Raw genomic sequence first — 25,320 nt, forward strand, 5'->3', positions numbered from 1 at the left:
TGCTTTCATTGATATTGCCAGCGGTTACATCGATTCAATGACAAATGCGTAACTGCCCGCATTATTGCAGCTATTCACGTGCTGAAAGACTTTTCTTATGATGACCCGAGACTGAACGTGATAGGATTTCAGCCTCTCTGTTGAAATGAAGTTCAAATATGAACAGCAGATTTCGCAATCAATATTCCATATCGCTCTCTTTACCCATGATGGCATCAGCAGGTGTATTTCTATTGCGTCTCCAGATAATGATTACCCTGCTTATAATTTCATTGCTATTATCGTCAATTGCTTTTGCGTCAAGTATCAATATTGATGTGCCGACTCGCAGTGAAGTACTGAGTCAACTGGATACATTATCAAAACAGAAAATATTATCGCCAGCGGAAAAACTCGCACAACAAGACCTGACTAAGACGCTGGAATACCTTGATACGATTGAGCGTACCAAGCAAGAAGCTAATCAGCTTAAACAACAATTGGCGCAGGCCCCGACGAAGTTGCGTCAAGCAACCGAAGCACTGGATTCGCTTAAAGACAGCTCAGCCGATACATTGACCCGCGAATCACTGGCTAACTACTCGTTACGCCAGTTGGAGTCGCGTCTAAATGAAACGCTGGATGATTTGCAAACCGCGCAGGAAGACCTCTCCGCCTATAACAGCCAGCTCATTTCCCTGCAAACACAGCCGGAGCGGGTACAGAGTGCGATGTACAACGCGTCGATGCGATTGATGCAGATTCGCAATCAACTCAATGGGTTATCGCCAAATCAAGAAGTTCTGCGTCCAAGCCAGCAGCAAGAACTATTGACCGAGCAGGTGATGCTAAATGCACAACTGGATTTGCAGCGTAAAAGTCTGGAAGCCAATACGACTCTGCAAGACTTACTGCAAAAACAGCGGGATTACACCACTGCGCACATTAATCAGTTGGAGCGTTATGTCCAGATATTGCAAGAGGTAGTTAGCGGTAAACGTTTGATTCTCTCCGAGAAAACAGCCAAAGAAGCACAAGCACCCAATGATGCGACTGACATCCAAAATGACCCGTTAGTCAGTCGTGAACTGGCGATTAACAAAGAGCTGAGCCAGCGATTGATTAATGCCACGAAAGAGGGCAATACGCTGGTACAACAGAATATTAGGGTTAAAAACTGGCTGGATCGTGCCCTGCAATCTGAACGTAATTTAAAAGAGCAAATCACCGTATTACGCGGCAGTTTACTGCTTTCACGTATTCTCTATCAGCAGCAACTCAATTTGCCGGCGTCCGGCTTAATTACCAATATGACCTCACGCATTGCTGATTTGCGGCTTGAGCAATTTGAAATTAATCAGCAGCGTGACCAGCTATTCCAGGGGGATGACTATATCCAAACCCTGATGAGCGGCAGCAAAGAGAAGATCAGCCCTGATGTGGAAGACGCACTCGGGCAAATTGTTGATATTCGGCGTGAACTGCTGGACCAATTGAATAAGCAGTTGGGCAACCAACTGACACTGGCTATTAATCTGCAAATTAACCAACAGCAGTTACTCAGCGTCAATGAGTCATTGCAACATACCCTGACACAGCAGATTTTTTGGGTTAGCAGCAACAAACCGATGGATTGGTCTTGGCTGAAAGCCTTACCGGGGGCGCTTAAAGCTGAACTGAGCAATTTCCACTTTACCCTGTCCCTAGGGGATGTGGTGTCTGGTCTGATCAAATCACTGGTGTTCCTGATACCCATGCTGGTTGTGGCAGGGGTAATCCGATCACGCTATAAAATCATTAATAAACACCTGGACAGGCTCGCCGCTGATGTCGGGCAATTAAAGCACGATAGCCAAATGCACACACCCAATGCCATCATGCTTACCTTGCTGAAGGTGTTACCGGGTAGCTTAATCATCTTAGGCATCGGCTACTGGTGCTTACGTTCAGACTTTAATCTCAGTGATTTCTTCTGGAGCTTCTTCCAACATCTGGCCCTGTTCTGGCTGATATTTGATCTGACTTATCGCATGTTATCCCCCGGGGGCATCACTGAGCGGCACTTTATGATCTCAGCCGACAGATGTGCGCATTACCGTCGCCAAATGGTGCGCTTGGGGGCGGCATTATTACCGGTAATCTTCTGGTCTGCATTGGGGCAAAAAAGCCCACTTCGGCTGGTCGATGATGTCATTGGGCAAATTGTTATTGTGATAGCGCTGGCGCTGCTGGCGCTGTTTGTCTTTCCATTCTGCCGTGATAGCTGGCGTGAGAAAGACTCCCATGCGGTACGCCTGGTTATTATCACCGCCGTGGCTGTAACCCCTATCATATTGATTGGATTAATGATTGCTGGCTATTTCTACACGACGCTGCAATTAGCGGGGCGCTGGATTGACAGCCTGTACTTATTATTCTTGTGGAATATTGTTTATCTGACGGCGATTCGTGGGTTAGGGGTCGCGGCGCGGCGTCTGGCTTATCGTCGAGCAATTGCACGGCGACAAAGTTTGGTGAAAGAGGGTGCTGAAGGCGGTGAGCCAGTCGAAGAGCCGCCGCTGGCACTGGATCAAATTAACCAACAGTCATTGCGTTTGACCACCATGGCGCTATTCCTGATTTTCGCCACCTGCTTCTACTGGATCTGGGCTGACCTGATCACCGTTATCTCCTATCTGGACAGCATCTCTTTGTGGCATTACACCACAACAGTTGCAGGTGCGAGCGTAACGCAGGCCGTGACCTTGGGGAATATGCTGGTGGCCTTAATGGCATTGGTGGTCGCCTATATTTTGACCCGCAACCTACCTGGTCTGCTAGAAGTAGTGGTGCTGTCGCGTCTACAACTGCGCCAAGGCACCTCTTACGCCATCACCACGATCCTGACCTACCTTATTACCGCCATTGGTGGGATAACCGCACTAAGTTCACTTGGGGTTTCGTGGGATAAATTGCAATGGCTGGTGGCGGCGCTCTCTGTTGGTCTAGGGTTTGGTTTGCAGGAGATCTTTGCCAACTTCGTCTCCGGCTTGATTATTCTGTTCGAACGTCCTGTACGGATCGGCGACACCATCACCATTGGCACCTTCTCGGGTAATGTCAGCAAAATACGGATTCGCGCAACAACAATTACCGATTTTGACCGCAAAGAAGTGATTATTCCGAACAAGGCATTCGTGACAGAGCGGCTGATCAACTGGTCACTGTCAGATACGATCACCCGCATCATAATCAAAGTTGGCGTTGCGTATGGCTCTGATTTAGAAAAAGTGAAAGAGGTGCTGTTACAAGCCGCACATGATAATCCACGGGTAATGACTGACCCTGAACCACAGGTCTTCTTCCTAGACTTTGGTGCCAGTACTCTTGATCACGAGTTGCGTCTGTATGTACGTGAATTGCGGGACCGCAGCTATACAGTAGATGAATTAAATCGGGCGATTGATAAGTTATGTCGCGAGAATGACATTAATATCGCCTTTAACCAGTTGGAAGTGTACTTGCATAAACCTGATGGTACTCAACTTCAGGAAGTTAATCGCCCGCTTGAAACGAAAGATTTACCTGTCGCGCACTCTGAGCTGGGGGACACTAAGCCTGACTTACCGGATATCAACAAGCCGCTCGCTTGAGGCCATCTGGCAGGTGGGGAGAGGCGATAACTCAGGATCATCTATAGGGTAAATTATTTATACCCTATAGATTTCAATCTGAAGTTTGATGGCGGAGCTTACGCTGATAATCAAGTTGCACGATCTCTAACGCCTTCAGTGCTGTTTCTGGCGCGATCTCATTGCATTCCAGCAGGTAGATAAGATCTACTGCCAGTTGCAGTTCTGGTGAAGCTTTTTCAACTGACATAATGTGACCAACACTTGGTTTTCAGTGAATGAGGAAAGTCGGGGGATAAATTGCTTCGCTGCAAAGTTCTACCTGACTTGATTCAATCCATCTACCCGAAAGATTTCAAGATGCAGAAAGATGGTCAATGGGGAACCCCGATGAGCTTACATCAGTAAGTAGTTCCGGTGATTGAACTCAGCCAACACACCTGCGACTTGAGCGGCGATGGTATAAAACATTATAGAAAACTATTCGCTGCCGGAACCCTAACGATTCAAAAAATGTGACAAATATTCAAAAACCGTTCTCTTTTTTCTCGATACTGCGCTCTATTTTGATTAGCGCTTGTCGGCAACGCATTAAACGGCCTTCCAGCGCGGCGAGTTCTTTTTGTATCTTTTGCTGTTCGGAGAGCAAACTTTGTCGGCCAAGTTGACTCTCTCTATCCTGAATCATGGTCATTATACGCCGCTCATAATCCTGATGCTCAGCCAACTTATGATAAGGGTCCAATTTACTATCCCTAGGTTCAGGATTGGACTTCCTTAGTTTTTGAGTCGCCAGCTCTCTTTGCAGCGCTGAGATTTGTGCGACCAATTTCTCTGCCAGAAAGGCGACCTGCTGGGTGCGATTCTCGGCAACCACTTGTTTCAGTTGTGCCATATTCTTGCGCACTTCCTGTAGATAGTCGCGAAAACGATTACCATGATTACCAAATAGATTCAGATCAAAACGGGCCTGTTGGGAGGGCGTGTTAGCTTGAGGGCCAACCTGAGTCGACAACGCTTCAATTTGGCTTTCAAGCACCTGCAATAATTTTTCTGTACTCATGGTGGTGCTCCTGGGCATTTCCCGCCAGCTTGCCTTCGAATGGTTGTAGTTACAAGCAAGTGGGCAGCTAAATAAAATGGATAGACAGATACGGTACTGATAATGGCAAGAATATCTGTTGATGATAGCCAGTGCATGCGTTAATGATAAGACATATTGATGAGCACTACAGTGAACATAAAGGGAGAGTATGTCTCGTTGGTTGTTAATAATTTTAGGGTGGCTAGCGGTGATATTGGCAACTTTGGGTGTCGTGCTTCCTATTTTACCTACCACGCCATTTTTGCTACTGGCCGCGTGGTGCTTTGCTCGTTCTTCCCCACGGTTTCATCATTGGCTGCTCTATCGCTCATGGTTTGGTAGCTACATCCGCACCTGGCAGCAACATCGTGCTCTGCCGCAAGGCGTTAAGTGGAAAGCGATATTGGTCACCGTGCTCACTTTTACCGTTTCACTTTGGTTGGTAAAAATTTGGTGGGTTAGAGGCTTATTGCTTATCATATTAACGGTGTTGTTGACCTTTATGTTGCGGATGCCAGTTATTGACCTATCGCAACAAAATAAGCGCTGAGCAGTTCACACTAGTTGCATTTTAGTGTCAGTTTGCATAGATTTGAGCGTTTTCGTGCGCGGGGTGATCCCTCGTTGCGTCCTTAGGGTTAAGGATGCGGTAACTTGCACTATCGGGGTGTCATCGGTAGATAGAACAAGTTACTCAGCTGATGTGGCATTAGCATTGGTTGGCCGCGCTTTAGTATGTACAGCAGTTTTATCAGGCACAAATTATGACCGCTACTGCACCTAATACAGCACAACAGCTTAAATATATTAAAGACAGTATCAAAACCATCCCCGATTACCCAAAAGCGGGAATACTGTTCCGTGATGTGACCAGCTTGCTGGAAGATCCGTTAGCTTATGCCTCTAGCATCGAAATGCTGGTTGAGCGCTATTTGGATAAAGGCGTGACCAAAGTAGTGGGTACAGAAGCCCGCGGCTTTTTGTTCGGTGCGCCAGTGGCATTAGCTCTGGGTGTTGGTTTTGTTCCCGTGCGCAAGCCGGGTAAGTTACCACGCGCCACCATCAGCGAAAGCTATGAGTTAGAGTACGGCACCGACAAACTAGAGATCCACACGGACAGCATTCAGCCGGGCGATAATGTCTTGGTCATTGACGATTTGCTGGCGACTGGCGGGACGATCGAAGCAACGGTTAAATTGATTCGTCGTCTGGGTGGTGAAGTGACTGACGCGGCGTTTGTCATTGATTTGCCTGAACTGGGTGGCGAAGCTCGCCTAACTCAGCAAGGGATTACTTGCTACAGTCTGGTCTCCTTCAGCGGGCATTGATTGTATTGAAAATATCGGCCTCGCCGTTAGTGGCGAGGCTGTGTTAGCATGACCCTCTAGATTATCCAACTTCTCCGGTATTAATGAGCTATCAGGCCCTTGCCCGTAAGTGGCGCCCCCAAACGTTTGCAGACGTCGTTGGTCAGGAGCATGTTCTGACGGCGCTAGCCAATAGCCTTTCGTTAGGGCGGATTCATCACGCCTATCTGTTTTCCGGCACCCGTGGTGTTGGCAAGACCTCTATTGCTCGCTTATTAGCCAAGGGACTTAACTGCGAAACGGGTATCACTGCCACCCCGTGCGGTACTTGTGCTAACTGCCGCGAGATCGAACAAGGCCGTTTCGTTGATCTAATTGAGATAGATGCCGCCTCGCGGACGAAAGTCGAAGATACCCGAGAGCTGCTGGATAATGTGCAATATGCCCCAGCCCGTGGCCGTTTCAAAGTCTACTTGATCGATGAAGTACACATGTTGTCGCGGCACAGTTTCAATGCGCTGTTAAAAACCCTTGAAGAGCCGCCAGCACATGTGAAATTTCTGCTGGCGACCACGGATCCGCAGAAGTTGCCGGTGACTATCCTTTCCCGCTGTCTGCAATTCCACCTCAAAGTGATCGATGTTGAAGTCATCCGTGCGCTACTCGAAAAGATATTGCAAGTTGAGCATATCAGCAGTGATGCTAGAGCATTGCAATTACTGGCGCGGGCTGCCGATGGCAGTATGCGTGATGCCCTTAGCCTCACAGATCAAGCGGTGGCAATGGGGGATGGGAGTATCACGACGGCCACTGTCAGCCAGATGCTTGGCACGCTGGATGATGAGCAGCCACTGGCGATTATCGAAGCATTAGTGAGTGCCGATGGTGTGCGGGTGATGGCGCAGATAGAACAAGCGGCATCGCGTGGCGTGGATTGGGAAAACTTATTGGTTGAAACCTTAAGTTTGCTGCACCGTATTGCGATGGTGCAGTTGCTGCCATCGATGCTGGATAATCATTACGCAACGATCGAGCCACGTTTACGCGAACTGGCCCGTACATTACCGCCTGCGGATATTCAGCTCTATTATCAAACTCTGTTGGTGGGCCGCAAAGAGCTGGCCTATGCACCGGATCGTCGTATGGGGGTTGAAATGACCCTATTGCGAGCGCTGGCTTTTCATCCTAAAGCGATAATCGCCGAATCCCAGATCATGCCCGCAGTCATGCCGATGGCCGCCATGGGCAATAACAGTGCACCAGCCACTCAACGCGATCAAAATACACAAACCGTTCAAGCAGAATCGCAGCAAGAGGCCCCACCACTCGGGGCTGCCGCGACAGTGAGTACTCAGTTACCCGACTCTACCGCACAGCTTCTTCAAGCGCGAACGCAGTTACTGCGACAGTCGGGGACGACCACCGCAAAAAAGAGTGAACCGGCGGCGCCAGGAAAAGCGCGGCCGGCAAACTCAGCACTTGAGCGCTTAGCTTCGGTGACTGAGCGCAGCCAGCAGCGTCTGGCCGCCAAATCAACGGAAGAGAAGAAACCGGTAAAGAAAGAAGCTTACCGCTGGATCGCGCAGAATCAGCCTGAAGTCTCAATTGAGCCGATAGCCACGCCGAAAGCGATGCGTTCGGCGCTGGAACATGAAAAAACGCCAGAGCTTTCGGCAAAATTGGCCGAAGAGGCGATGGCGCGGGATCCTTGGGCGGCTGAGATAGATAAGCTACAAATTCCTAAATTGGTGCAGCAGCTTGCGCTGAATGCATTTAAAGAAGAAATAGAACCGGGTAATATTTGCCTTCACCTGCGTTCTGCTCAGCGCCACTTAAATTCGCCATCGGCACAAAAGATGTTGGCGGAGGCTCTGAGTGAATTACAAGGTAACGCGGTGACACTTAGTGTTGTCGAAGATGATAATCCCGCGGAGCGCACCCCGCTGGAGTGGCGGCAAACCATTTATGAAGAAAAACTGGCGCAAGCGCGTCAGTCAATTATCGCGGATAATAATATTCAGACACTGCGTCGTTTCTTTGACGCCGAATTGGATGAAGAGAGTATCCGACCAGTTTAACTGCTGCGATAAGTGCATGGTGCACTGACGTGGCCCCTTGCTATGAGAGATGACTATGTTTGGTAAAGGCGGTATTGGCAATTTAATGAAACAAGCCCAGCAGATGCAGGAAAAAATGCAGCAGATGCAGGAAGAAGTCGCCAAATTAGAAGTTACCGGTGAATCTGGCGCGGGCTTGGTAAAAGTGACAATTAATGGGGCGCATAACTGCCGCCGGGTTGAAATCGACCCAAGCCTATTGGTTGAAGACGATAAAGAGATGCTGGAAGACTTGATTGCTGCCGCATTGAACGATGCTGCTCGCCGCATCGATGAAACGCAAAAAGAGAAAATGGCCTCTGTATCCAGTGGCATGCAACTGCCACCAGGCTTTAAGATGCCGTTCTGATGCAAACCAGCCCACTCCTTGAATCATTAATGGAGGCGTTGCGCTGCTTACCGGGTGTTGGCCCGAAATCAGCGCAACGCATGGCATTCCAGCTGCTACAACGCGATCGTAGCGGCGGAATGCGCTTGGCACAGTCTTTAACCCGTGCGATGTCCGAAATCGGCCACTGTGCTGACTGCCGTACATTTACCGAGCAAGACCGTTGCACTATTTGCTCCAATCCACGCCGTCAGCAAAATGGCCAAATCTGTGTGGTCGAAAGCCCTGCGGATATCCATGCGATTGAACAAACCGGCCAGTTTGGTGGGCGCTATTTTGTACTGATGGGGCACTTATCCCCCATGGATGGCATTGGCCCCGGTGATATTGGTTTAGATTTACTCGAAAAACGGCTTGAATCTGAAACCATTACTGAGGTTATTCTGGCAACTAACCCGACGGTTGAGGGGGACGCAACTGCTAACTATATCGGTCAGATGTGTGGTCAGTATGGGGTATTAGCCAGCCGTATTGCACATGGCGTGCCTGTTGGTGGCGAGCTGGAAATGGTTGATGGTACGACACTATCCCATTCGTTAGCTGGGCGTAATCCCATTAAGTATTAACCTCATGTCATCGTGCGGGCGATTGTTTTGTTATTGATTCCCATCTGAATAATTTTATTCGTGATCATTAGCTTATCGCCCCTAATCCCCTATTTTTTCTGCGTCGAGACTTGAATCCCCCGCCTGTCGGCCCCATTTAATCCTCATTGTTCAATTTTGTACCTGTCGGTAATTTGGATTGAGGTAATTAATGAGTATGAAAGGTCAAGAAACCCGTGGATTCCAGTCTGAAGTCAAACAACTTCTCCATTTGATGATTCACTCGCTTTATTCCAATAAAGAAATTTTCTTGCGTGAGCTGATCTCAAATGCCTCTGATGCGGCGGATAAACTGCGTTTTCGCGCGCTATCTAACCCTGAGTTGTTCGAGGGGGACGGCGAGCTGCGCGTGCGTCTATCTTTTGATAAAGAAAAACGTACTTTGACCCTAAGTGATAACGGCATCGGTATGAGCCGTGAAGAAGTCATTGATAACCTTGGGACTATCGCCAAATCAGGGACCAAAGCATTCCTTGAGTCTATTGGTTCAGATCAAGCCAAAGATAGCCAATTAATTGGTCAGTTTGGTGTCGGCTTCTATTCTGCCTTTATCGTGGCCGATAAAGTCACTGTTCGTACCCGCGCTGCCGGTGCCCCAGCGGAAGCTGGTGTGTTCTGGGAATCTGAAGGTGAGGGTGATTACACCATTGCAGATATCACCAAAGAAGAGCGTGGTACTGAAATTACCCTGCATCTGCGCGAAGGTGAAGATGAATATCTTGATGATTGGCGTCTGCGATCTGTCATCAGCAAATACTCAGACCACATTGCGTTGCCGGTTGAAGTTCAAAGTAAAAATGAAGAAGATGGCACCATTACCTGGGAGAAAATTAATAAAGCTCAGGCACTGTGGACCTGCAATAAAGCGGATATCACGGATGACGAATACAAAGCCTTTTACAAGCATATCGCCCATGACTTTACCGATCCATTAATCTGGAGTCACAACCGCGTTGAAGGCAAGCAGGAGTACACCAGCCTGCTGTATATTCCGGCGCAGGCTCCTTGGGATATGTGGAATCGTGACCATAAGCATGGCTTGAAGCTTTATGTCCAGCGCGTATTTATCATGGATGACGCGGAGCAGTTCATGCCGAACTACCTGCGGTTCGTTCGCGGCTTAATAGACTCTAATGATCTGCCGCTCAACGTCTCCCGCGAGATTCTGCAAGATAGCCGTGTGACTCAGAATCTGCGCAGTGCGTTGACCAAACGTGTGCTGCAAATGTTGGAAAAACTGGCCAAAGACGATGCTGAGAAATATCAGCAGTTCTGGCAGCAGTTTGGCATGGCGCTGAAAGAAGGCCCAGCTGAAGACGGCAGCAATAAAGAGACCATCGCTAAGTTACTGCGCTTTGCTTCAACACACACTGATAGCTCAGCACAGACCGTGTCATTGGAAGACTATGTCAGCCGTATGGCCGAAGGGCAGGAGAAGATTTATTACATCACTGCTGACAGCTATGCGGCAGCGAAGAACAGCCCTCATTTGGAACTGTTCCGCAAAAAAGGCATTGAAGTCTTACTGTTATCCGATCGTATCGATGAATGGATGATGAGTTACCTAACTGAGTTTGATGGTAAAGTCTTCCAATCAGTCAGCAAAGCAGATGATTCGCTGGATAAGCTGGCAGATGAAGAGCGTCCAGAGCAGCAAGAGGCTGATAAAGCACTGGCGCCATTCGTCGAGCGTGTTAAAACTTTGCTGGGTGAGCGAGTGAAAGATGTGCGTCTGACGCATCGTCTGACCGATACGCCAGCGATTGTCACGACAGATGCCGACGAGATGAGCACGCAAATGGCGAAATTGTTTGCCGCTGCGGGTCAGCAGGCACCTGAAGTGAAATACATCTTCGAACTGAATCCAGAACATGGCTTGGTAAAACGGGCAGCTGATGTTGCGGATGATACTCAGTTTGCTGAATGGGTAGAGTTATTACTGGATCAAGCGCTGTTAGCTGAGCGGGGAACACTAGATGACCCTAACCAGTTCATTCGCAGAATGAATCAGTTATTAACGGCTTAATTGCGTAATGGAACGCCTCTGGCATATAACTTGTCAGAGGCGTTTTTTTTATTCAATTTCAGTGCCTTAATCTTAAGTTTTGCCTTAGTGTCGCTAATGCCATCCCGCTAACCAACTTCGCGCGCCTTGAGCCAACCCCCCTGAAAATGGTATGGTTGTTCGTTTTCCGCATTTTCGATTTATTTAAGTAAAAACACATAGAAAAACTACATAGCAAGGGGATTTACGCAATGCGTATCATTCTGCTGGGCGCTCCGGGCGCTGGTAAGGGTACTCAGGCTCAATTCATCATGGAGAAATACGGTATTCCGCAAATCTCTACGGGTGACATGTTGCGCGCCGCTGTAAAAGCAGGTTCTGAGTTAGGTCTGAAAGCGAAAGAAATTATGGATGCCGGCAAGCTGGTCACAGATGAGCTGGTTATCGCATTGGTAAAAGAGCGTATCACACAGGACGATTGCCGTGACGGTTTCCTGTTAGATGGGTTCCCGCGCACCATTCCTCAGGCTGATGCCATGAAAGAAGCGGGCATCAAGGTTGATTATGTACTGGAATTTGATGTTCCGGATGAGCTGATTGTCGAGCGTATTGTTGGCCGTCGGGTGCATGCTGCTTCAGGTCGTGTTTACCACGTTAAATTCAACCCACCTAAAGTTGAAGATAAAGATGATGTGACAGGTGATGAACTGACAATTCGTAAAGATGATCAGGAAGCCACCGTGCGTAAACGTTTGATTGAGTATCATCAACAAACCGCGCCATTGGTCTCTTACTACCGTAAAGAAGCTGATGCGGGTAATACGAAATACTTTAAACTAGACGGAACCCGTAAAGTAGCAGAAGTCAGTGCCGAACTGGCGACTATTCTCGGTTAATTCTGAATGCTAAGATAGCGAAGGCGGCCTGAGGTCGCCTTTCGTATTTTACGGATCTCGTTGAAAGCTCAATTATTAGCTCGAATAATACGCGTAACAGCCAAACAAGGACTTGTGCATGATGCAAAGTAAGCTCGGTGTACTGATGGTTAATCTGGGGACACCAGATGCTCCTACATCGCAAGCGGTCAAACGCTATCTGGCTGAGTTCCTGAGTGATCGTAGGGTCGTTGACACATCCCCATTGCTTTGGTGGCCTTTATTACGCGGTGTTATTTTGCCGATTCGCTCGCCTCGTGTCGCCAAACTCTATCAATCCGTTTGGATGGAAGAGGGTTCACCTTTATTGGTCTATAGTCGGCGACAACAGAAAGCGCTGGCAGCACGTATGCCAGATATTCCTGTCGAGTTAGGGATGAGCTATGGTTCACCAAATCTGCCAGATGCCATTGATAAACTATTAGCGCAAGGCGTGACTAAGTTGGTGATATTGCCGCTTTATCCGCAATACTCCTGTTCGACCAGTGCTGCCGTCTGGGATGCGGTTGCCCGCATATTGAAAGGGTATCGTCGCTTACCATCAGTTTCGTTTATTCGTGATTATGCAGAACATCCCGCTTATATCTCAGCGCTAAAACAGAGCGTCGAACATGCATTTGCACAACACGGTAAACCAGACCGATTAGTGATGTCCTTTCATGGTATTCCTAAGCGCTATGCTCAATTGGGTGATGATTATCCTATCCGCTGTGAAGATACCAGCCGTGCGTTACGGGCAGAACTAACACTACCGCCAGAACAGATCATGATGACATATCAGTCCCGATTCGGTCGCGAACCTTGGCTCACTCCTTATACCGATGAAACATTAAAAAGCCTGCCTGCTCAGGGAGTTGAACATATTCAGCTAATCTGCCCAGGCTTCTCTGCTGATTGTCTGGAAACATTAGAAGAGATCAAAGAGCAAAATCGTGAGATATTCTTACATGCAGGTGGTAAAAAGTTTGAATACATCCCCGCGCTGAATGATGATGTGGGGCATATTGATCTTTTAGAACAGTTAGTTAGAGACCATATGTAGAGCTAATGGTGCAATAGTCTCAATAACGATAATATTAATATCAGTTGGAATGATTCTATATGTAAGGAGGATTTACCGAATACAACGATGTTAATCGAGTGTTTTTCATCCATTAAATCAGAATAAACCGAATTGATATTTATATATTTTCGTAACGATATTTAGCTGTTGATATATGAAATATCTCGAAAATGATATGTTTTACATTTTACTTGTAATGATGGGTTATATGTAAGAAAATTAGGGAAAATATTAGCCACAAGTACATACTTTTGTTTAACTGAAAGTGCGATAAAACATCTATCTTTTTGGTCAAACTAGCAGGTTGCATCAATGCAGGTCATGTACAGCGTTACAATTCCGTATGTTATTTATCAGTGTATTGGTTACTGTAAGCCAAGGGCGGTAGCGTGTACTTTAGCCAAAAAGATACTGTAACTTATTGATATTTAGTGATAAATGAGTGTTGCTTTTTTACTTTAGTGTCAGATTAAACTGTCTATATTGTTTGAGATGATTAAAAATATTAATTCCCCCCCAATAATTTTAATTTAGCCAGGCTATAAAATATGTCTTTCAATATAAAACTACAGCCATTAGGTATTATTTCTGATACTGGAGAGTCTACGGCTATATTAGATTCAGCTTTAGGAATAATATTAATATAGAATATAGTTGAAAAGATGGTAGTTGTGGTTCTTGCTAAGCAAAGTTAGTTTCTGACGAAATAGAACAAGGAAATAATATCTCGTTAACTGATGAAGATATTTCTAATGGATTTATTCTTACTTGCTGCTCAAAACCTAAAAGTAATATAGAAATCAATGTGAAATATTATCCTGAGTTAAGTCATATAACGAGAAAAACTTATCCATGTAAACTCGATAATATTGAATTTATTGGCAGTAATATTGCTATTCTAACATTACGCTTACCACCAACATCTAAAATTGAGTATTTAGCTGGTTAATTTATTGATTTAATCATTAATGGTCAGAGGCGTAGTTATGCTATTGCTAATACACCTGATAATAAAATAGAGTTACATGTAAGAAAAGTCCCCAATGGTATTTTCAGCGAAATCATTTTTAATGAACTTAAGCTACAGAAACTTCTACGCATTGAGGGGCCGCAAGGCATATTTTTTGTACGTGAAAATAACCGGCCACTTATATTTTTAGCGGGAGGAACAGGTTTGCTCCCGTTAAAGCAATGGTCGAGGAACTTATAAGTACGAATGATCAGCGCCCTATTCATATTTACTGGGGAATGCCTGAAAGCAAACTTTTTTATTCAGATATAGCCAATAAGTGGGCAGCAGAATATCCAAATATTCAATGTGCTCCCGTCGTTTCTGGGGAGGGTATTTCTTGGCATGGCCAAACAGGGTTCGTTCATAAAGCAGTAATTAACGATTTTTCTGAGCTAGGCAAATACAGTGTATATGCTTGCGGTTCGCTAGCCATGATTTCTGCTGCGCATCAGGAATTTGTTCAATATGGACTGGCTGAAGACCAATTCTTCTCTGACGCCTTCGTGCCATCAAAGTAATTATTAATGGAGAGTAAAGTGAAAGCAGTCGTTCTTGCCGGAGGTTTGGGGACTCGACTGAGTGAAGAAACAATAGTTAAACCGAAGCCAATGGTAGAGAACGGTGGGATGCCTATTTTATGGCATATAATGAAACTCTATTCTGCTTATGGAATTAATAACTTCATCATTTGCTGTGGTTACAAAGGATATGTAATAAAAGAATACTTCGCTAATTACTTTATGCATATGTCTGATATTACTTTCTCTATGCGCGATAATGAAATGAAAGTACATCATAAACGAGTAGAACTGTGGAATGTGACGTTAGTTGATACCGGTGAACATTCAATGACGGGTGGTCGTTTGAAACGCGTTAAAGATTATGTAAAGGACGATGAGGCATTCTGCTTTACTTATGGTGATGGTGTTGTAAGTATCCCAGCTTTAGTTCCACACACTTTTTGAGATTTCCGGTTTCTCAGCCGTTAGCCGATATTCTTCCGGCGTCAGGTTATTCAGGGACTCATGAGGCCGCTCACTGTTATATTCATTCAGCGTTCTGAACAGATAAAAATCCAGTGTTTCGGTCCGGTACGTTCGGTTAAATCGTTCGATAAGTGCGTTTTGCGTCGGTTTGCCTAGCTTGATAAATTCCAGCATCACACCATGCTCTTCAGCCTATTGTGCCCGAGCCAGTGATATCAGCTCCGGTCCGTTATCCATCCGCATCTTCAGCGGATATCCACGGTTTGCTACTATCCTGTCCAGCACCGTACGACACGCTGCGCTGGGATGTTTAGGTCAATTTCAATAGCCAGAGCTTCACAGTTAAAATAATCGACGACATTGAAAGTCCGAAAACGTCGGCCACATGTCAGTGCGTCGTGCATAAAATCAATCGACCAACTTTGGTTGAGGGCTTCCGGCGTACACGCTTGTGGTTCCAGATGTAGCCCTGCCTGCGAAGCACCTGAAAAAATTTCTTAAATCCGTAGCGGGGATAGTGCTCGGCCACCTCTGTCAGCACCTGCATCACCGGTTCATCGCGTTGCGTATCCGGCTGGTAACGAAACACCGTCGCTGCTCAGCGATAACGTCCTGCATGCCTGGCGTATGCTCATCGTAAACTGCTCGGTCAAATAGTTGACGAGCTCACGCTTTATCGCTGGTTTTAAAGCTTTTTTCGATGACGTCTTTCAGTGCCCGACATTCCAGACTCAGATCGGCAAACATCTGCTTCAGGCGACGATTCTCGTCTTCAAGATCTTTGAGTTTTTTGATATCAGCGGCCTCGCGACACACATCTTTGACGGTCCTGCCAGCTTCGACGGACTTCAGTACTGCGATGATCTGGTGCTCGGTGAATCGGATCTTACACATAGCGATCTCCTCAGGTGACATAATCAGTATGTCGGAAGATCTCTAAAAGTGAATGGGCCGTTTTGGTGGGATACTTACAGCTGCATGTGGCCTCGCTCAACTTGAACGTGTAGAAGAGTTTGTTGAAACGCATAAGGCAAACTTTAAGTACCTCAAAGAAGAACTTCAATCATGTGTAGATTTTATTGAGTTACCTGAAGCAACCGAAAACTCAGATCCATCGTGGTTTGGTTTCCCTATAACTTTAAAAGAAGATTGCGGAATCAGTCGTATTGATTTGGTTAAATTCTTAGATGAAGCAAAAATAGGGACTCTTTTACTCTTCGCTGGTAACCTAACTCGTCAACCCTATTGCCATGATGTGAAATATCGTATTGTGGGTGAATTGACTAATACTGACAGAATCATGAATCAAACTTTTGGATTGGTATCTATTCAAGGCTGACACATGATCATTTAGATTATGTCGTGAGTAAGTTTGAAGAGTTCTTTGGTCTGAATTTCTAATTTAGCTATTACGCTGAGACTAGCTAGTCTAGCTCAGTTTTACTGAGGTAGTTAATGAAAGCGTCTGATGCCATAGCACATGTATTGAGTGCTAATAATGGAGACTTTGGATTTGAATTGATTGGCGGGATGATTGCACATCTTGTCGATAGTATCAATTTATTAGGGGAAAAAATTAGTCTCTGTACATCATGAACAGGCCGCGGCATTTGCAGCAGGTGGAATCGCTAGAGCTACGGGTAATAAAAAATTAGGCTTGGCATTAGGGACTAGTGGTCCTGGAGTCACAAATTTAATTACAGACATCGCAGATTGTTGGTTGGATAGCTCACCTTGTATTTTTATTATTGGTCAGGTCAATACTAACGAAATCAAAAGTGAAAATAATATTCGACAGCAAGGGTTCCAATAATTAGATATAGTCAGTATCGTTCAAAGTATTACAAAGTATGCTTATCAGATAAAAAACAAAGATGAAATTATTCCATATCTGCAGTATGCGATTGACACAGCAATAAGTGGAAGACCCGGTCCTGTACTTATAGATATTCCAATGAATCTGCAAAGAGCAGAATTAGATGAAAATGTGATTGATTATCTAAAAGAAATGAAAATTAAAAAAATAAAAGATAATTTCATCAAATCATCAGATTTTGAGGAGATGTTTACTTTATTAAATAATTCAAAACAACCGATTTTCTTAATTGGTGGCGGAGTCATTAATGCAAGAAATTTTGGTGAGTGGCAAACTTACATTTCTGATAATCATATCTCGCACGTTGCAAGTTTGAAAGGGAGTGAAAAGACGACAGCGCTACCAGGATACTTTGGTATGATTGGTAGCTATGGTACTCGTACTGCAAACTATGCTCTACTGCAAGCAGACTTAGTTATTGTTCTGGGAAGTCGCTTAGATGTTCGCCAAACTGGTGCGGATACAGATGATTTTGCTCGGAATGCAAAAATTGTCCAAATAGATATTGATCAGCAACAGCTTAACAACCGAGTAAATGGCGATTTTAGCGTTGTTGCACCGTGTGAAGACTTCTTTTCTTACTCGTTAAGTAATATTGTAAATAGTAAATATGATGATTGGTTTTCAAAACTTAATAAGCATTGGATGAGATGTTTGTTGATGAGTATGAAGAACTTGATATTAGCCCGTTTAAGATATGTGGAATTTTGAATAGCTCATTTAATGATAAAAAAGTGCATTATTTTACTGATGTTGGTAACAATCAGATGTGGGCTGCACACTCTCTACGATTGAGTTTAGGACAGGCAATTCATAACTCTGGTGGCTTAGGTGCCATGGGCTTTGGAATACTGACTGCGATCGGTATTTCTTATGCGATTAATGATCTTGTCGTTGTGATTACCGGTGATGGCGGAGCACTGCTAAATATTCAAGAACTTGATATCATCGCCAGAGAGAAAAGGTCTATACTAACAATTGTACTTAATAATGATTCTTTAGGTATGGTTAGAGTATTTCAAGAGATGTATTTTGATGGTCGAGATGATTCGACATATTGGAATGGGTATAGCTCATCATTTGCAAGTATTGCTAAGGCCTATAATATTATAGCATTCACTACTACGACTGATGTTGAGCTTTAAAAATATATAAATGATTTTATTGGTAACCCAAGACCAATGCTTATCGAAGTCTTAATGAGCGATGCTAGAGAATATTGCCCTCGACTGGCATTTGGTAATTAAATTGATAGGCAATTTCTGTATAAGTAAAAAATTTTTAGTTGGAAGTACTTTAAAATTTACTTAATTTATCAATGGCTAACTTAGTATCTATTAAGATGCATAGATTAGTATATTTAACTATAATTACAAAAGCGATATTTTTTAAAAAACATGATAAATAACCAAACCCTAGTATCTAAAATGTCAAAAATTACTTCAATAGATTATCATGTTGGCGTGACCTTATTACTTAGGTTATGGACTATCGCTGCCGGTGGTATATTAATAATATTAATTCCACTTTATCTAACGGCACCTGAACAAGGTTATTTTTTTACCTTTGCAAGCTTAATTGCAATGCAGGTGTTTTTTGAACTCGGCTTTAATTACGTCGTTGTCCAGCTTATTGGTCATGAAATGGCTCATGTCACTATTAATAATAATAGGCTCGAAGGGGATAATAATAGTATTAGTCGTATTTACTCACTTATTTCATTATTAAAAAAGTGGTATGCAATTATCTCATTGATTTTCTTTGTGATTGTCTTTTTTGCTGGATTCTATTTTTTTAAACACAATGGAAACTTGATGTTATATGAATGGTTACCAGGGTGGGCTTTGTTAGTTTTCTTTTCTTCAGTAAATCTTTTTATCAGTCCATTTTTAGCAGTATTAGAGGGGTTGGGGCTTGTTGGTCAAGTTGCAACGATAAGATTAATACAATCAATAGTTGGTTATACAGCCCTTTCGATACTATTCATATGTAAGTTAGGATTAATTTCCATACCTGCAGTCACTGGCACTGCAGCATTATTTTCGACAGTCTTAGTATTAAGAAAATATGGAAAATTATTATTTAGACCTGAGCTTAATAACCTTCTATCTAGCGAAAAGATATCTTGGTATAAAGAGATTTTTCCTTTTCAGTGGAAAATTGCTTTAAGTTGGTTAAGTGGATACTTCATTTTTCAGCTATTTAATCCGATGCTATTTGCACATCAAGGATCAATTGAGGCTGGAAGAGTAGGCTTAACATTGGCGACATTTAGTGCAATGCTATCCCTCTCAATGAGTTGGGTTACAGCTAAGAGTCCAACAATGGCTAGGTTGATCGCAGAAAATAAAAAGTCAGAATTGAATACATTATTTATATCTTTGATGAAAAAATCAGCGATACTAAATCTCTTAGTGTCCATTCTGTTCTTAATTCTTGTTTTTCTCCTAAAAAAATTTAATATCGATATAGTGAATAGAATTGCCAGCTTTGATATTCTCGTATTGCTTTTCGTGATTTCTATAGCTAATCATGCAATATTCTCTATGGCAGTCTATATGCGGTGTCATAAGGAGGAGCCTATGATATGGAATTCATTGTTAACTGGACTTATAGCTCTTCCGCTTATTTATATTTTTTCGAAAATTAGCTCATTTGCTACAATTGCAATCTATGGAGTTATAATGATAATTATATCATTGCCTTGGTGCTATATACTATTTCGAAAATATTACTATCGTGATGTAGTTGATGGTGACTAAGTCGAATAGTCATTATTTTGTATCTCTCATTATGATTTAGTTTAGGTGTGCAGTATACCGAATGGTATTTTCCTAATAATGTATTACGATTTTTTTGAAATGGTATTTATATCAAAATATATATGATGAATAAAAAATAATCTTTCAGGATATAAACAATGTAATTAACTCAGTCCAGGAGGTGATAAAATTAAAAAAACAAAACCATTTTAATTACAGGGGGAAATGGTTTCATTCCGGCTTATATGGTTGAAACTATTTCAGTGTTAAATAAATATCATGGCTTAAACATCAAAGTAGGCGCTTTAGTAAGAAATGAGATAAAAGCCAAAAAGAGATTTAACCACCTTCTGGAGGATAATTGGTTGAGTTTTATATGCCAAGATGTTTCAATAGAAATTAAAATAGACACTACTATTAATTATATTATCCATGCTGCGAGCCAAGCTAGCCCAAGGTATTATAAGGCAGATCCCGTCGGAACTCTTCTGGCAAATACAAAAGGAACTTATAACGTACTTGAATTTGCTAGGAATAATCTTCAAAGTATTGATGGAGTGCTTTTCTTTAGTAGCGCCGAAGTTTATGGGAACCTAAATCAAGTTGTTCAATATGTTTCGGAAAATGATTTTGGCTCATTGGATTGCAGTGAATTACGTGCTTGCTATGCTGAAAGCAAGAGAATGGGTGAGACAATGTGCATTTCATGGGGGAAACAATATTCTGTCCCGTGCAAAATTGTTAGAATATTCCATACATATGGACCGGGGATGGACCTAAATGATGGCCGCGTTTTTGCTTGCTTTGTAAGCAGTGCTGCTCAAGGGAAAGATATAAATATGAAAAGTGATGGTTCAGCCATACGAGCTTTTTGTAATCTATCCGATACTATTCATGCAATTTTCAAGGTTTTGCTATGTGGCCATATAGGAGAAGCATATAATGTTGGAAATGAAAATTGTGAGATAAGTATTCGTGATTTGGCTTTGTCGGTAAATCAGTTGTCAAGAAATAACATTTCAAAAATTATTATTTCAAATAATGATAACAACTATATTTCAAGTACTGTTAATCGTATTGTATCCGGATACAACTAAATTACGTGCTCTTGAGTGGACTCCGCACTATGATGTAATATCTGGTTTTAAAAAAATAAATTTTTATTTAAAGTAGCTATTGACTGTAAATAGAAATACTTTAATCTCTTTGAACATTAATATGAAACTTTCTAGCTATCATTGATAGGTATTATAATATGAGTTCTGAATCCGATATTAGTGTGGCAATTGTCATTCCTACATACAATAGAATAGAAAAGTTAAAGAGACGCATCTCTGAGTTACTACCACAAATGAGTAAAAGTGATACACTGTTGATATCAGATAATGCTACTGAAAACTTCGATATCGAAATTATTGATCTTTTCAGAAATGAGTCAAGAATATCTTTCCATCGAAATAAAGTAAATATTGGTGCAAATGCGAATATTGCAAAATGTTTTGAATTAGAAAAAAATGACTGGATGTGGCTACTCAGTGATGATGATTGTGTAAAACCAAATGCGTTAAGTATAATAAAAAAATATATCGGTGAAGGGAAAGTTGATTTTATAAATTTTTCATCTGAGCTTTTAAAAAATAAACGAGTTGATTCTGTATGTGAGTCTTTCGAAGCATATTTAGATTCAATTGGAAAAAACTTTAGTAACCATTTGCTTATTTCTAATAATGTTTTCAATATGAAAGTTTTCCGACCATTTCTGAAGTTCACATATTGGGGATGTTTTGTTAATGCACCACATTTAGCACCTGTATATTGTGCTTTAGAAAATAACGCTCGTATTTTATTATCAGGTGAAAGTATTGTTGAGTGGCAAAAGCCAGATCGTATGAACTGTTGGCAACAATCATCTGCTTTTAATCTGCTTTTTTTACCTGATGTTTTATCAAATGCTAAGTTCAGAGAAAGAGCAATTCATACGATTATGGAAGGGCTATCTATTCCTGAATTTCTAATTGCTCAATTAGCATTTAACAAAATAATTGATTCAGAGTGTTCTGATAAAGTGAACGCTTATGCAGGAAGAATTATGAGTGTCTATATAAAATATGGTAATTTTCTGCAAAAAATAAGAGCTTTCTTGTTAATAGCAATGTTAAGATTTCCACGATTCTATTTGTTTATAATTAATATTGCATGCAAAAAAATATATGGAAAGCCTATATCTGACTTTCTTCAAAAGAGAAAATTTGAGTTTTATTTGTAATTACTTGCTCTTTTGTAATGAAATTATTTATATCAAGTAGTGATGAAGTATATAGGAATAAGTGTGAGTAATTATTTCTATGGGTGCTAATTGAGAGTGATATGCTATATAAAAAAGAACTTACCTCAGTTATTATAGTAAAGGTTTTCTTTACACTTTTTGCGGTTTTTGTATATAATCGGTTTTCTCATTTGGCTGACGCTGAAAGATATTTAAATGCAACAATCAACTTAAATGATTTTTTAGATAGAACTCAATTTGTAGATAATATATTTTCACTTTTACAATATTTCATTTCAAGTAAGTTAATGACAAATATATTTATATCTATAATGTTTGGCCTGTCATTTTTTTATGTATTTAAAGATCTTCTTAATTTTATAGATAGAAAAATATTATATATATGCTTTCTTCTGCCAAGCTTTCAGATTTGGACCAGCGTAGCTGGGAAGGAAGTTATAGCTATAGCTGGATTTCTTTTTTTTATAAAATGGCTTGTTAATGTACAGTTTGGAAGAAAAAATAAAATAATTTTTTTGGGGCTAGGTATTGTTTTTGGACTTCTACTCCGGCCACATTATGGTATTGCATATGTTTATCTTGCAATTAGCAGTATTCTGCTGAGTAATGTTAAATTTGCTAACTTTACGAAATGGTTCTATATCTTATCATTAATAGTATTATCTACTATATTGATGTTGATACTAGCTATAACTGTAGATACGTGGAGTATCAAGTTCTTGACCGTGTTAGATATAATTAAGAATTACTTCTTATCGTCTGATACTTCATATGCTAATCGGTATTATATACAATGGGGTACAATCTCAAACTATTTCAATAATATGGTGTGGGGTTTTTTTATTTCTATTGTTGGACCGACATTTTATGAAACAATAAATAGAGTTACTTATACTCCTTTCTTTATTGAAGGAATTATTAGTTTTATTCTAACCATATATATATATTATCGATATTATAAAGCAACGGAAAATAATCCATTTTATAGAAAGTTCTTTTATTTCTCATTTATTCCAGCTGTAGTTATAGTATTAATGATTCATTATCCTTTTGGAATTTTTAACCCAGGAGCTGCAATAAGGTACAAACAAAATATAACACCATTAATATATTTCTATCCTCTATTAGTGCTTGCTTGTATCAATGAGTCTAAGGCTAAACATAACATAATATAAGCAAGAGGCTATTCCTCTTTATATTTATTCTTTTGTGGGAAGATGATTTTTTTGTTTTCTTGATTATTTAATAATGTATGGATCTTATATGAATGTAGCTATAATTGGTGGTTCTGGTTTTATTGGTACAAATTTGGCTAGGTTACTTAGTAATGGTAATGTCAAATTTACTATTTTAGATAAGAAAAAAAGTGATGCGTATCCTGAGCGATGGAAGTATTGTGATGTCACTCAATATGATACATTAGCATCCTCTCTTTATGGTCATGATGTAATTATAAATTTAGCGGCTGAACACAAAGATAATGTGCGACCCGTAAGTCTTTACTATCAAGTCAATGTTGATGGTGCTAAAAATATTTGTAGAGCGGCAGATTCTCTTGATATTAAAAATATTATTTTTACGTCCTCTGTTGCTGTTTATGGGTTTGTTGAAGAAGACACTGATGAAAATGGAAAGTTTTCTCCTTTCAATCATTATGGAAAATCTAAGTTAGAAGCAGAAAATGTTTATGATGCTTGGTTTAATACTTCCTCAGAGGCAAAATTAGTGACTATTCGTCCTACAGTTGTTTTTGGTATTGGTAACCGAGGTAATGTATATAACTTATTTAAGCAAATAGCATCAGGCAAGTTTTTGATGATTGGTCGTGGTGAAAATGAAAAATCTATGGCTTATGTAGAGAATATAGCTGCTTTCTTGGCTAAAAGTATTTCATTCCCTACTGGATATCATTTAGTGAATTATGTAGATAAGCCTGATTTCACGATGAATGAGTTATCTACTGTAATTTATACTTGCCTTGGGAGGAAAAATAAAGTTGTTAAGATCCCTTATTTTATTGGGATCTGTGCTGGTTATTTCTTTGACTTTTTGGCAAAAATTAGCGGTAAAGAACTGCCTGTCAGTAGTATTAGAATTAAGAAATTTTGTGCCAAAACACAGTTTAGCTCAAAAAATATTGGTGCTTATAGCTTTTCAGCCCCTTACTCTTTGCAAGATGCAGTAGTGAAAACTATCTCAGAAGAGTTTGTGAATAAATAAAATTAATAATTATCATTCACAATAACTAGTGAGGCTCTTTTGAGGGGGCAAGATGCCAAATATTGCATTTGTAATAACAAAATCTGAAGTGGGTGGAGCCCAAAGTTGGGTTTTAGAACAGGTTAAATTGTTTAATCGGGAGCATAACATTACTTTGATAACATCAGAACCAGGTTGGTTGACGGAGTCAATTTCATGTGATGATATTATAATAATCCCTCAGTTGCAAAGAATGACAAGTATTAAGGCGTTATATTTAATGTATAAGGCTTTAAAGGAAAAAAATATTGATATTGTTGTTTCAAGCTCTGCTAATGCAGGACTATATAGTAGACTTACCCGTATTTTCATGAGATTTAGATGCATTTATGTTTCTCATGGTTGGTCTTGTTTATACAATGGAAAATTTTTAAAGTCTATATTTTGTTATGTTGAACGTTTATTGTCACATTTATCCGATGTAATATGGTGTGTATCAAAAAGTGATGAAGTAAAGGCTGTTAATGATATTGGAATAAAAAAAGATAAGATAGTCACGTCACTAAATGCGATTACGCCTTTATCACCTCGTGATGATCGGGTATGCGAAAATAAGATATTATTTTTAGGTCGGTTAACTCACCCTAAAAGACCCGAATTGATTTGTAAGGTTGTTTCTAATAACCCTGAATATAAGTTGGATGTTATTGGGGATGGGGAGTATAGAGATTCTTTACGCAATAAGTATTCGGATTACAATAATATAAGTTTTTTAGGTGAGATAGAAAATTTTAACGAGTTTAAACAATATGATGTTTTTGTCTTAACATCCGATAGTGAAGGCTTACCCATGTCCGCATTAGAGGCAGCAACAGCTGGGGTGCCTCTCATATTAAGTGATGTTGGTGGTTGTAGCGAAGTCATTGATGGGAATGGCATACTTATTACTAACACAGAAACAAACTTATCTGTAGCATTAGAAACTATCTTTACTAATTATGAACGATTTCATTCGATAGCAAAAAATAGAAAAAACAAATTTGATATTAATAATAAGAAAGAAGAATACAGTAAAATTATTTTTGGTGATTAATAGGTTTTTAA

Annotated in this window: 20 protein-coding genes, 4 pseudogenes and 1 other annotated feature; of the genes and pseudogenes, 21 read left to right on the forward strand and 3 right to left on the reverse strand. The window is 41.4% G+C overall.

From position 1 onward, the window contains the following. Window positions 1-158: 158 nt before the first annotated feature. A complete protein-coding gene (mscK, locus tag ACZ76_RS14185; protein ID WP_048619501.1) occupies window positions 159-3,611 on the forward strand; it encodes a mechanosensitive channel MscK in 3,453 nt (1,150 codons plus the stop codon). A 73-nt stretch (window positions 3,612-3,684) separates the two neighbouring features. On the opposite strand, the gene rsmS is transcribed toward mscK, so the two are convergent. Further along, entirely contained in the window at window positions 3,685-3,840 is a 156-nt protein-coding gene (gene rsmS, locus ACZ76_RS17985; protein WP_004873416.1) for a pleiotropic regulatory protein RsmS, read from the reverse strand. A gap of 276 nt (window positions 3,841-4,116) precedes the next feature. Continuing rightward, window positions 4,117-4,653: a primosomal replication protein PriC gene (gene priC, locus ACZ76_RS14190; RefSeq protein WP_048619502.1), complete on the reverse strand. Its 537-nt coding sequence runs from the start codon at window positions 4,651-4,653 to the stop codon at window positions 4,117-4,119. Window positions 4,654-4,843: 190 nt separating this feature from the next. Between priC and ACZ76_RS14195 the strand changes: the two genes are divergently transcribed. The 10 genes and pseudogenes from ACZ76_RS14195 to ACZ76_RS14240 form a co-directional block, all read left to right on the forward strand. Further along, complete coding sequence (locus ACZ76_RS14195) at window positions 4,844-5,224, forward strand: DUF454 family protein (RefSeq protein WP_048619503.1); 381 nt, start codon at window positions 4,844-4,846, stop codon at window positions 5,222-5,224. Between the two features lie 214 nt (window positions 5,225-5,438). Further along, the gene (gene apt / locus ACZ76_RS14200) at window positions 5,439-6,002 is read left to right on the forward strand and encodes an adenine phosphoribosyltransferase (RefSeq protein WP_048619504.1); all 564 of its coding nucleotides are present in this window, start codon (window positions 5,439-5,441) and stop codon (window positions 6,000-6,002) included. A gap of 83 nt (window positions 6,003-6,085) precedes the next feature. Then, on the forward strand, window positions 6,086-8,059 hold the full coding sequence (gene dnaX, locus ACZ76_RS14205) for a DNA polymerase III subunit gamma/tau (protein WP_048619505.1): 1,974 nt from the start codon (window positions 6,086-6,088) through the stop codon (window positions 8,057-8,059). Continuing rightward, window positions 7,389-7,453: a sequence feature (DnaX frameshifting element), on the forward strand. (Overlaps the previous gene by 65 nt.) A 55-nt stretch (window positions 8,060-8,114) precedes the next feature. Further along, window positions 8,115-8,447, forward strand: coding sequence for a YbaB/EbfC family nucleoid-associated protein (locus ACZ76_RS14210; RefSeq protein ID WP_004718772.1), 333 nt, complete (start codon window positions 8,115-8,117; stop codon window positions 8,445-8,447). Continuing rightward, window positions 8,447-9,052 carry a recombination mediator RecR gene (gene recR, locus ACZ76_RS14215; RefSeq protein WP_032812952.1) on the forward strand — a complete coding sequence of 202 codons (606 nt, stop codon included), beginning with the start codon at window positions 8,447-8,449 and terminating at the stop codon, window positions 9,050-9,052. The genes ACZ76_RS14210 and recR overlap by 1 nt, the downstream gene beginning before the upstream one ends. A gap of 196 nt (window positions 9,053-9,248) precedes the next feature. Further along, on the forward strand, window positions 9,249-11,117 hold the full coding sequence (gene htpG, locus ACZ76_RS14220; protein ID WP_048620309.1) for a molecular chaperone HtpG: 1,869 nt from the start codon (window positions 9,249-9,251) through the stop codon (window positions 11,115-11,117). Between the two features lie 230 nt (window positions 11,118-11,347). Further along, window positions 11,348-11,992, forward strand: coding sequence for an adenylate kinase (adk, locus tag ACZ76_RS14225; protein ID WP_048619506.1), 645 nt, complete (start codon window positions 11,348-11,350; stop codon window positions 11,990-11,992). A 118-nt stretch (window positions 11,993-12,110) separates the two neighbouring features. Then, window positions 12,111-13,073: a ferrochelatase gene (hemH, locus tag ACZ76_RS14230; protein ID WP_048619507.1), complete on the forward strand. Its 963-nt coding sequence runs from the start codon at window positions 12,111-12,113 to the stop codon at window positions 13,071-13,073. Between the two features lie 569 nt (window positions 13,074-13,642). Continuing rightward, window positions 13,643-14,624: pseudogene (locus ACZ76_RS19700) on the forward strand (FAD-binding oxidoreductase). Between the two features lie 18 nt (window positions 14,625-14,642). Then, window positions 14,643-15,044 (forward strand): annotated as a pseudogene (locus tag ACZ76_RS14240) (sugar phosphate nucleotidyltransferase); the annotation flags it as partial. 6 nt (window positions 15,045-15,050) lie between these two features. On the opposite strand, the pseudogene ACZ76_RS18870 reads toward ACZ76_RS14240, so the two are convergent. Further along, window positions 15,051-15,986, reverse strand: a pseudogene (locus tag ACZ76_RS18870) (DDE-type integrase/transposase/recombinase). A gap of 73 nt (window positions 15,987-16,059) precedes the next feature. Between ACZ76_RS18870 and ACZ76_RS14255 the strand changes: the two are divergent. The 10 genes and pseudogenes from ACZ76_RS14255 to ACZ76_RS14290 all read left to right on the forward strand — a co-directional run. After that, window positions 16,060-16,493, forward strand: a pseudogene (locus ACZ76_RS14255) (DegT/DnrJ/EryC1/StrS family aminotransferase); the annotation flags it as partial. A 223-nt stretch (window positions 16,494-16,716) separates the two neighbouring features. Next, window positions 16,717-16,905: a thiamine pyrophosphate-binding protein gene (locus tag ACZ76_RS19705; protein WP_327213645.1), complete on the forward strand. Its 189-nt coding sequence runs from the start codon at window positions 16,717-16,719 to the stop codon at window positions 16,903-16,905. Between the two features lie 141 nt (window positions 16,906-17,046). Beyond that, on the forward strand, window positions 17,047-17,679 hold the full coding sequence (locus ACZ76_RS19450; protein WP_235428227.1) for a hypothetical protein: 633 nt from the start codon (window positions 17,047-17,049) through the stop codon (window positions 17,677-17,679). Next, window positions 17,619-18,113 (forward strand): thiamine pyrophosphate-dependent enzyme, encoded by a 495-nt coding sequence (locus tag ACZ76_RS19455; RefSeq protein WP_200898140.1) that lies wholly within the window; start codon window positions 17,619-17,621, stop codon window positions 18,111-18,113. The genes ACZ76_RS19450 and ACZ76_RS19455 overlap by 61 nt, the downstream gene beginning before the upstream one ends. A gap of 282 nt (window positions 18,114-18,395) precedes the next feature. Beyond that, complete coding sequence (locus tag ACZ76_RS14265) at window positions 18,396-19,730, forward strand: hypothetical protein (protein ID WP_144413918.1); 1,335 nt, start codon at window positions 18,396-18,398, stop codon at window positions 19,728-19,730. A gap of 245 nt (window positions 19,731-19,975) precedes the next feature. Next, window positions 19,976-20,827, forward strand: coding sequence for an NAD-dependent epimerase/dehydratase family protein (locus ACZ76_RS14270; protein ID WP_048619511.1), 852 nt, complete (start codon window positions 19,976-19,978; stop codon window positions 20,825-20,827). A 158-nt stretch (window positions 20,828-20,985) separates the two neighbouring features. Next, the gene (locus ACZ76_RS14275; protein WP_048619512.1) at window positions 20,986-21,996 is read left to right on the forward strand and encodes a glycosyltransferase family 2 protein; all 1,011 of its coding nucleotides are present in this window, start codon (window positions 20,986-20,988) and stop codon (window positions 21,994-21,996) included. A 101-nt stretch (window positions 21,997-22,097) separates the two neighbouring features. Further along, entirely contained in the window at window positions 22,098-23,192 is a 1,095-nt protein-coding gene (locus tag ACZ76_RS14280; protein ID WP_048619513.1) for a hypothetical protein, read from the forward strand. A gap of 88 nt (window positions 23,193-23,280) precedes the next feature. Then, window positions 23,281-24,237 carry an NAD-dependent epimerase/dehydratase family protein gene (locus ACZ76_RS14285; RefSeq protein ID WP_048619514.1) on the forward strand — a complete coding sequence of 319 codons (957 nt, stop codon included), beginning with the start codon at window positions 23,281-23,283 and terminating at the stop codon, window positions 24,235-24,237. 52 nt (window positions 24,238-24,289) lie between these two features. Next, on the forward strand, window positions 24,290-25,309 hold the full coding sequence (locus ACZ76_RS14290; RefSeq protein ID WP_048619516.1) for a glycosyltransferase: 1,020 nt from the start codon (window positions 24,290-24,292) through the stop codon (window positions 25,307-25,309). Window positions 25,310-25,320 lie beyond the last annotated feature (11 nt).

Source organism: Yersinia aleksiciae (genome assembly GCF_001047675.1).
In the GTDB taxonomy this organism is placed as follows: domain Bacteria; phylum Pseudomonadota; class Gammaproteobacteria; order Enterobacterales; family Enterobacteriaceae; genus Yersinia; species Yersinia aleksiciae.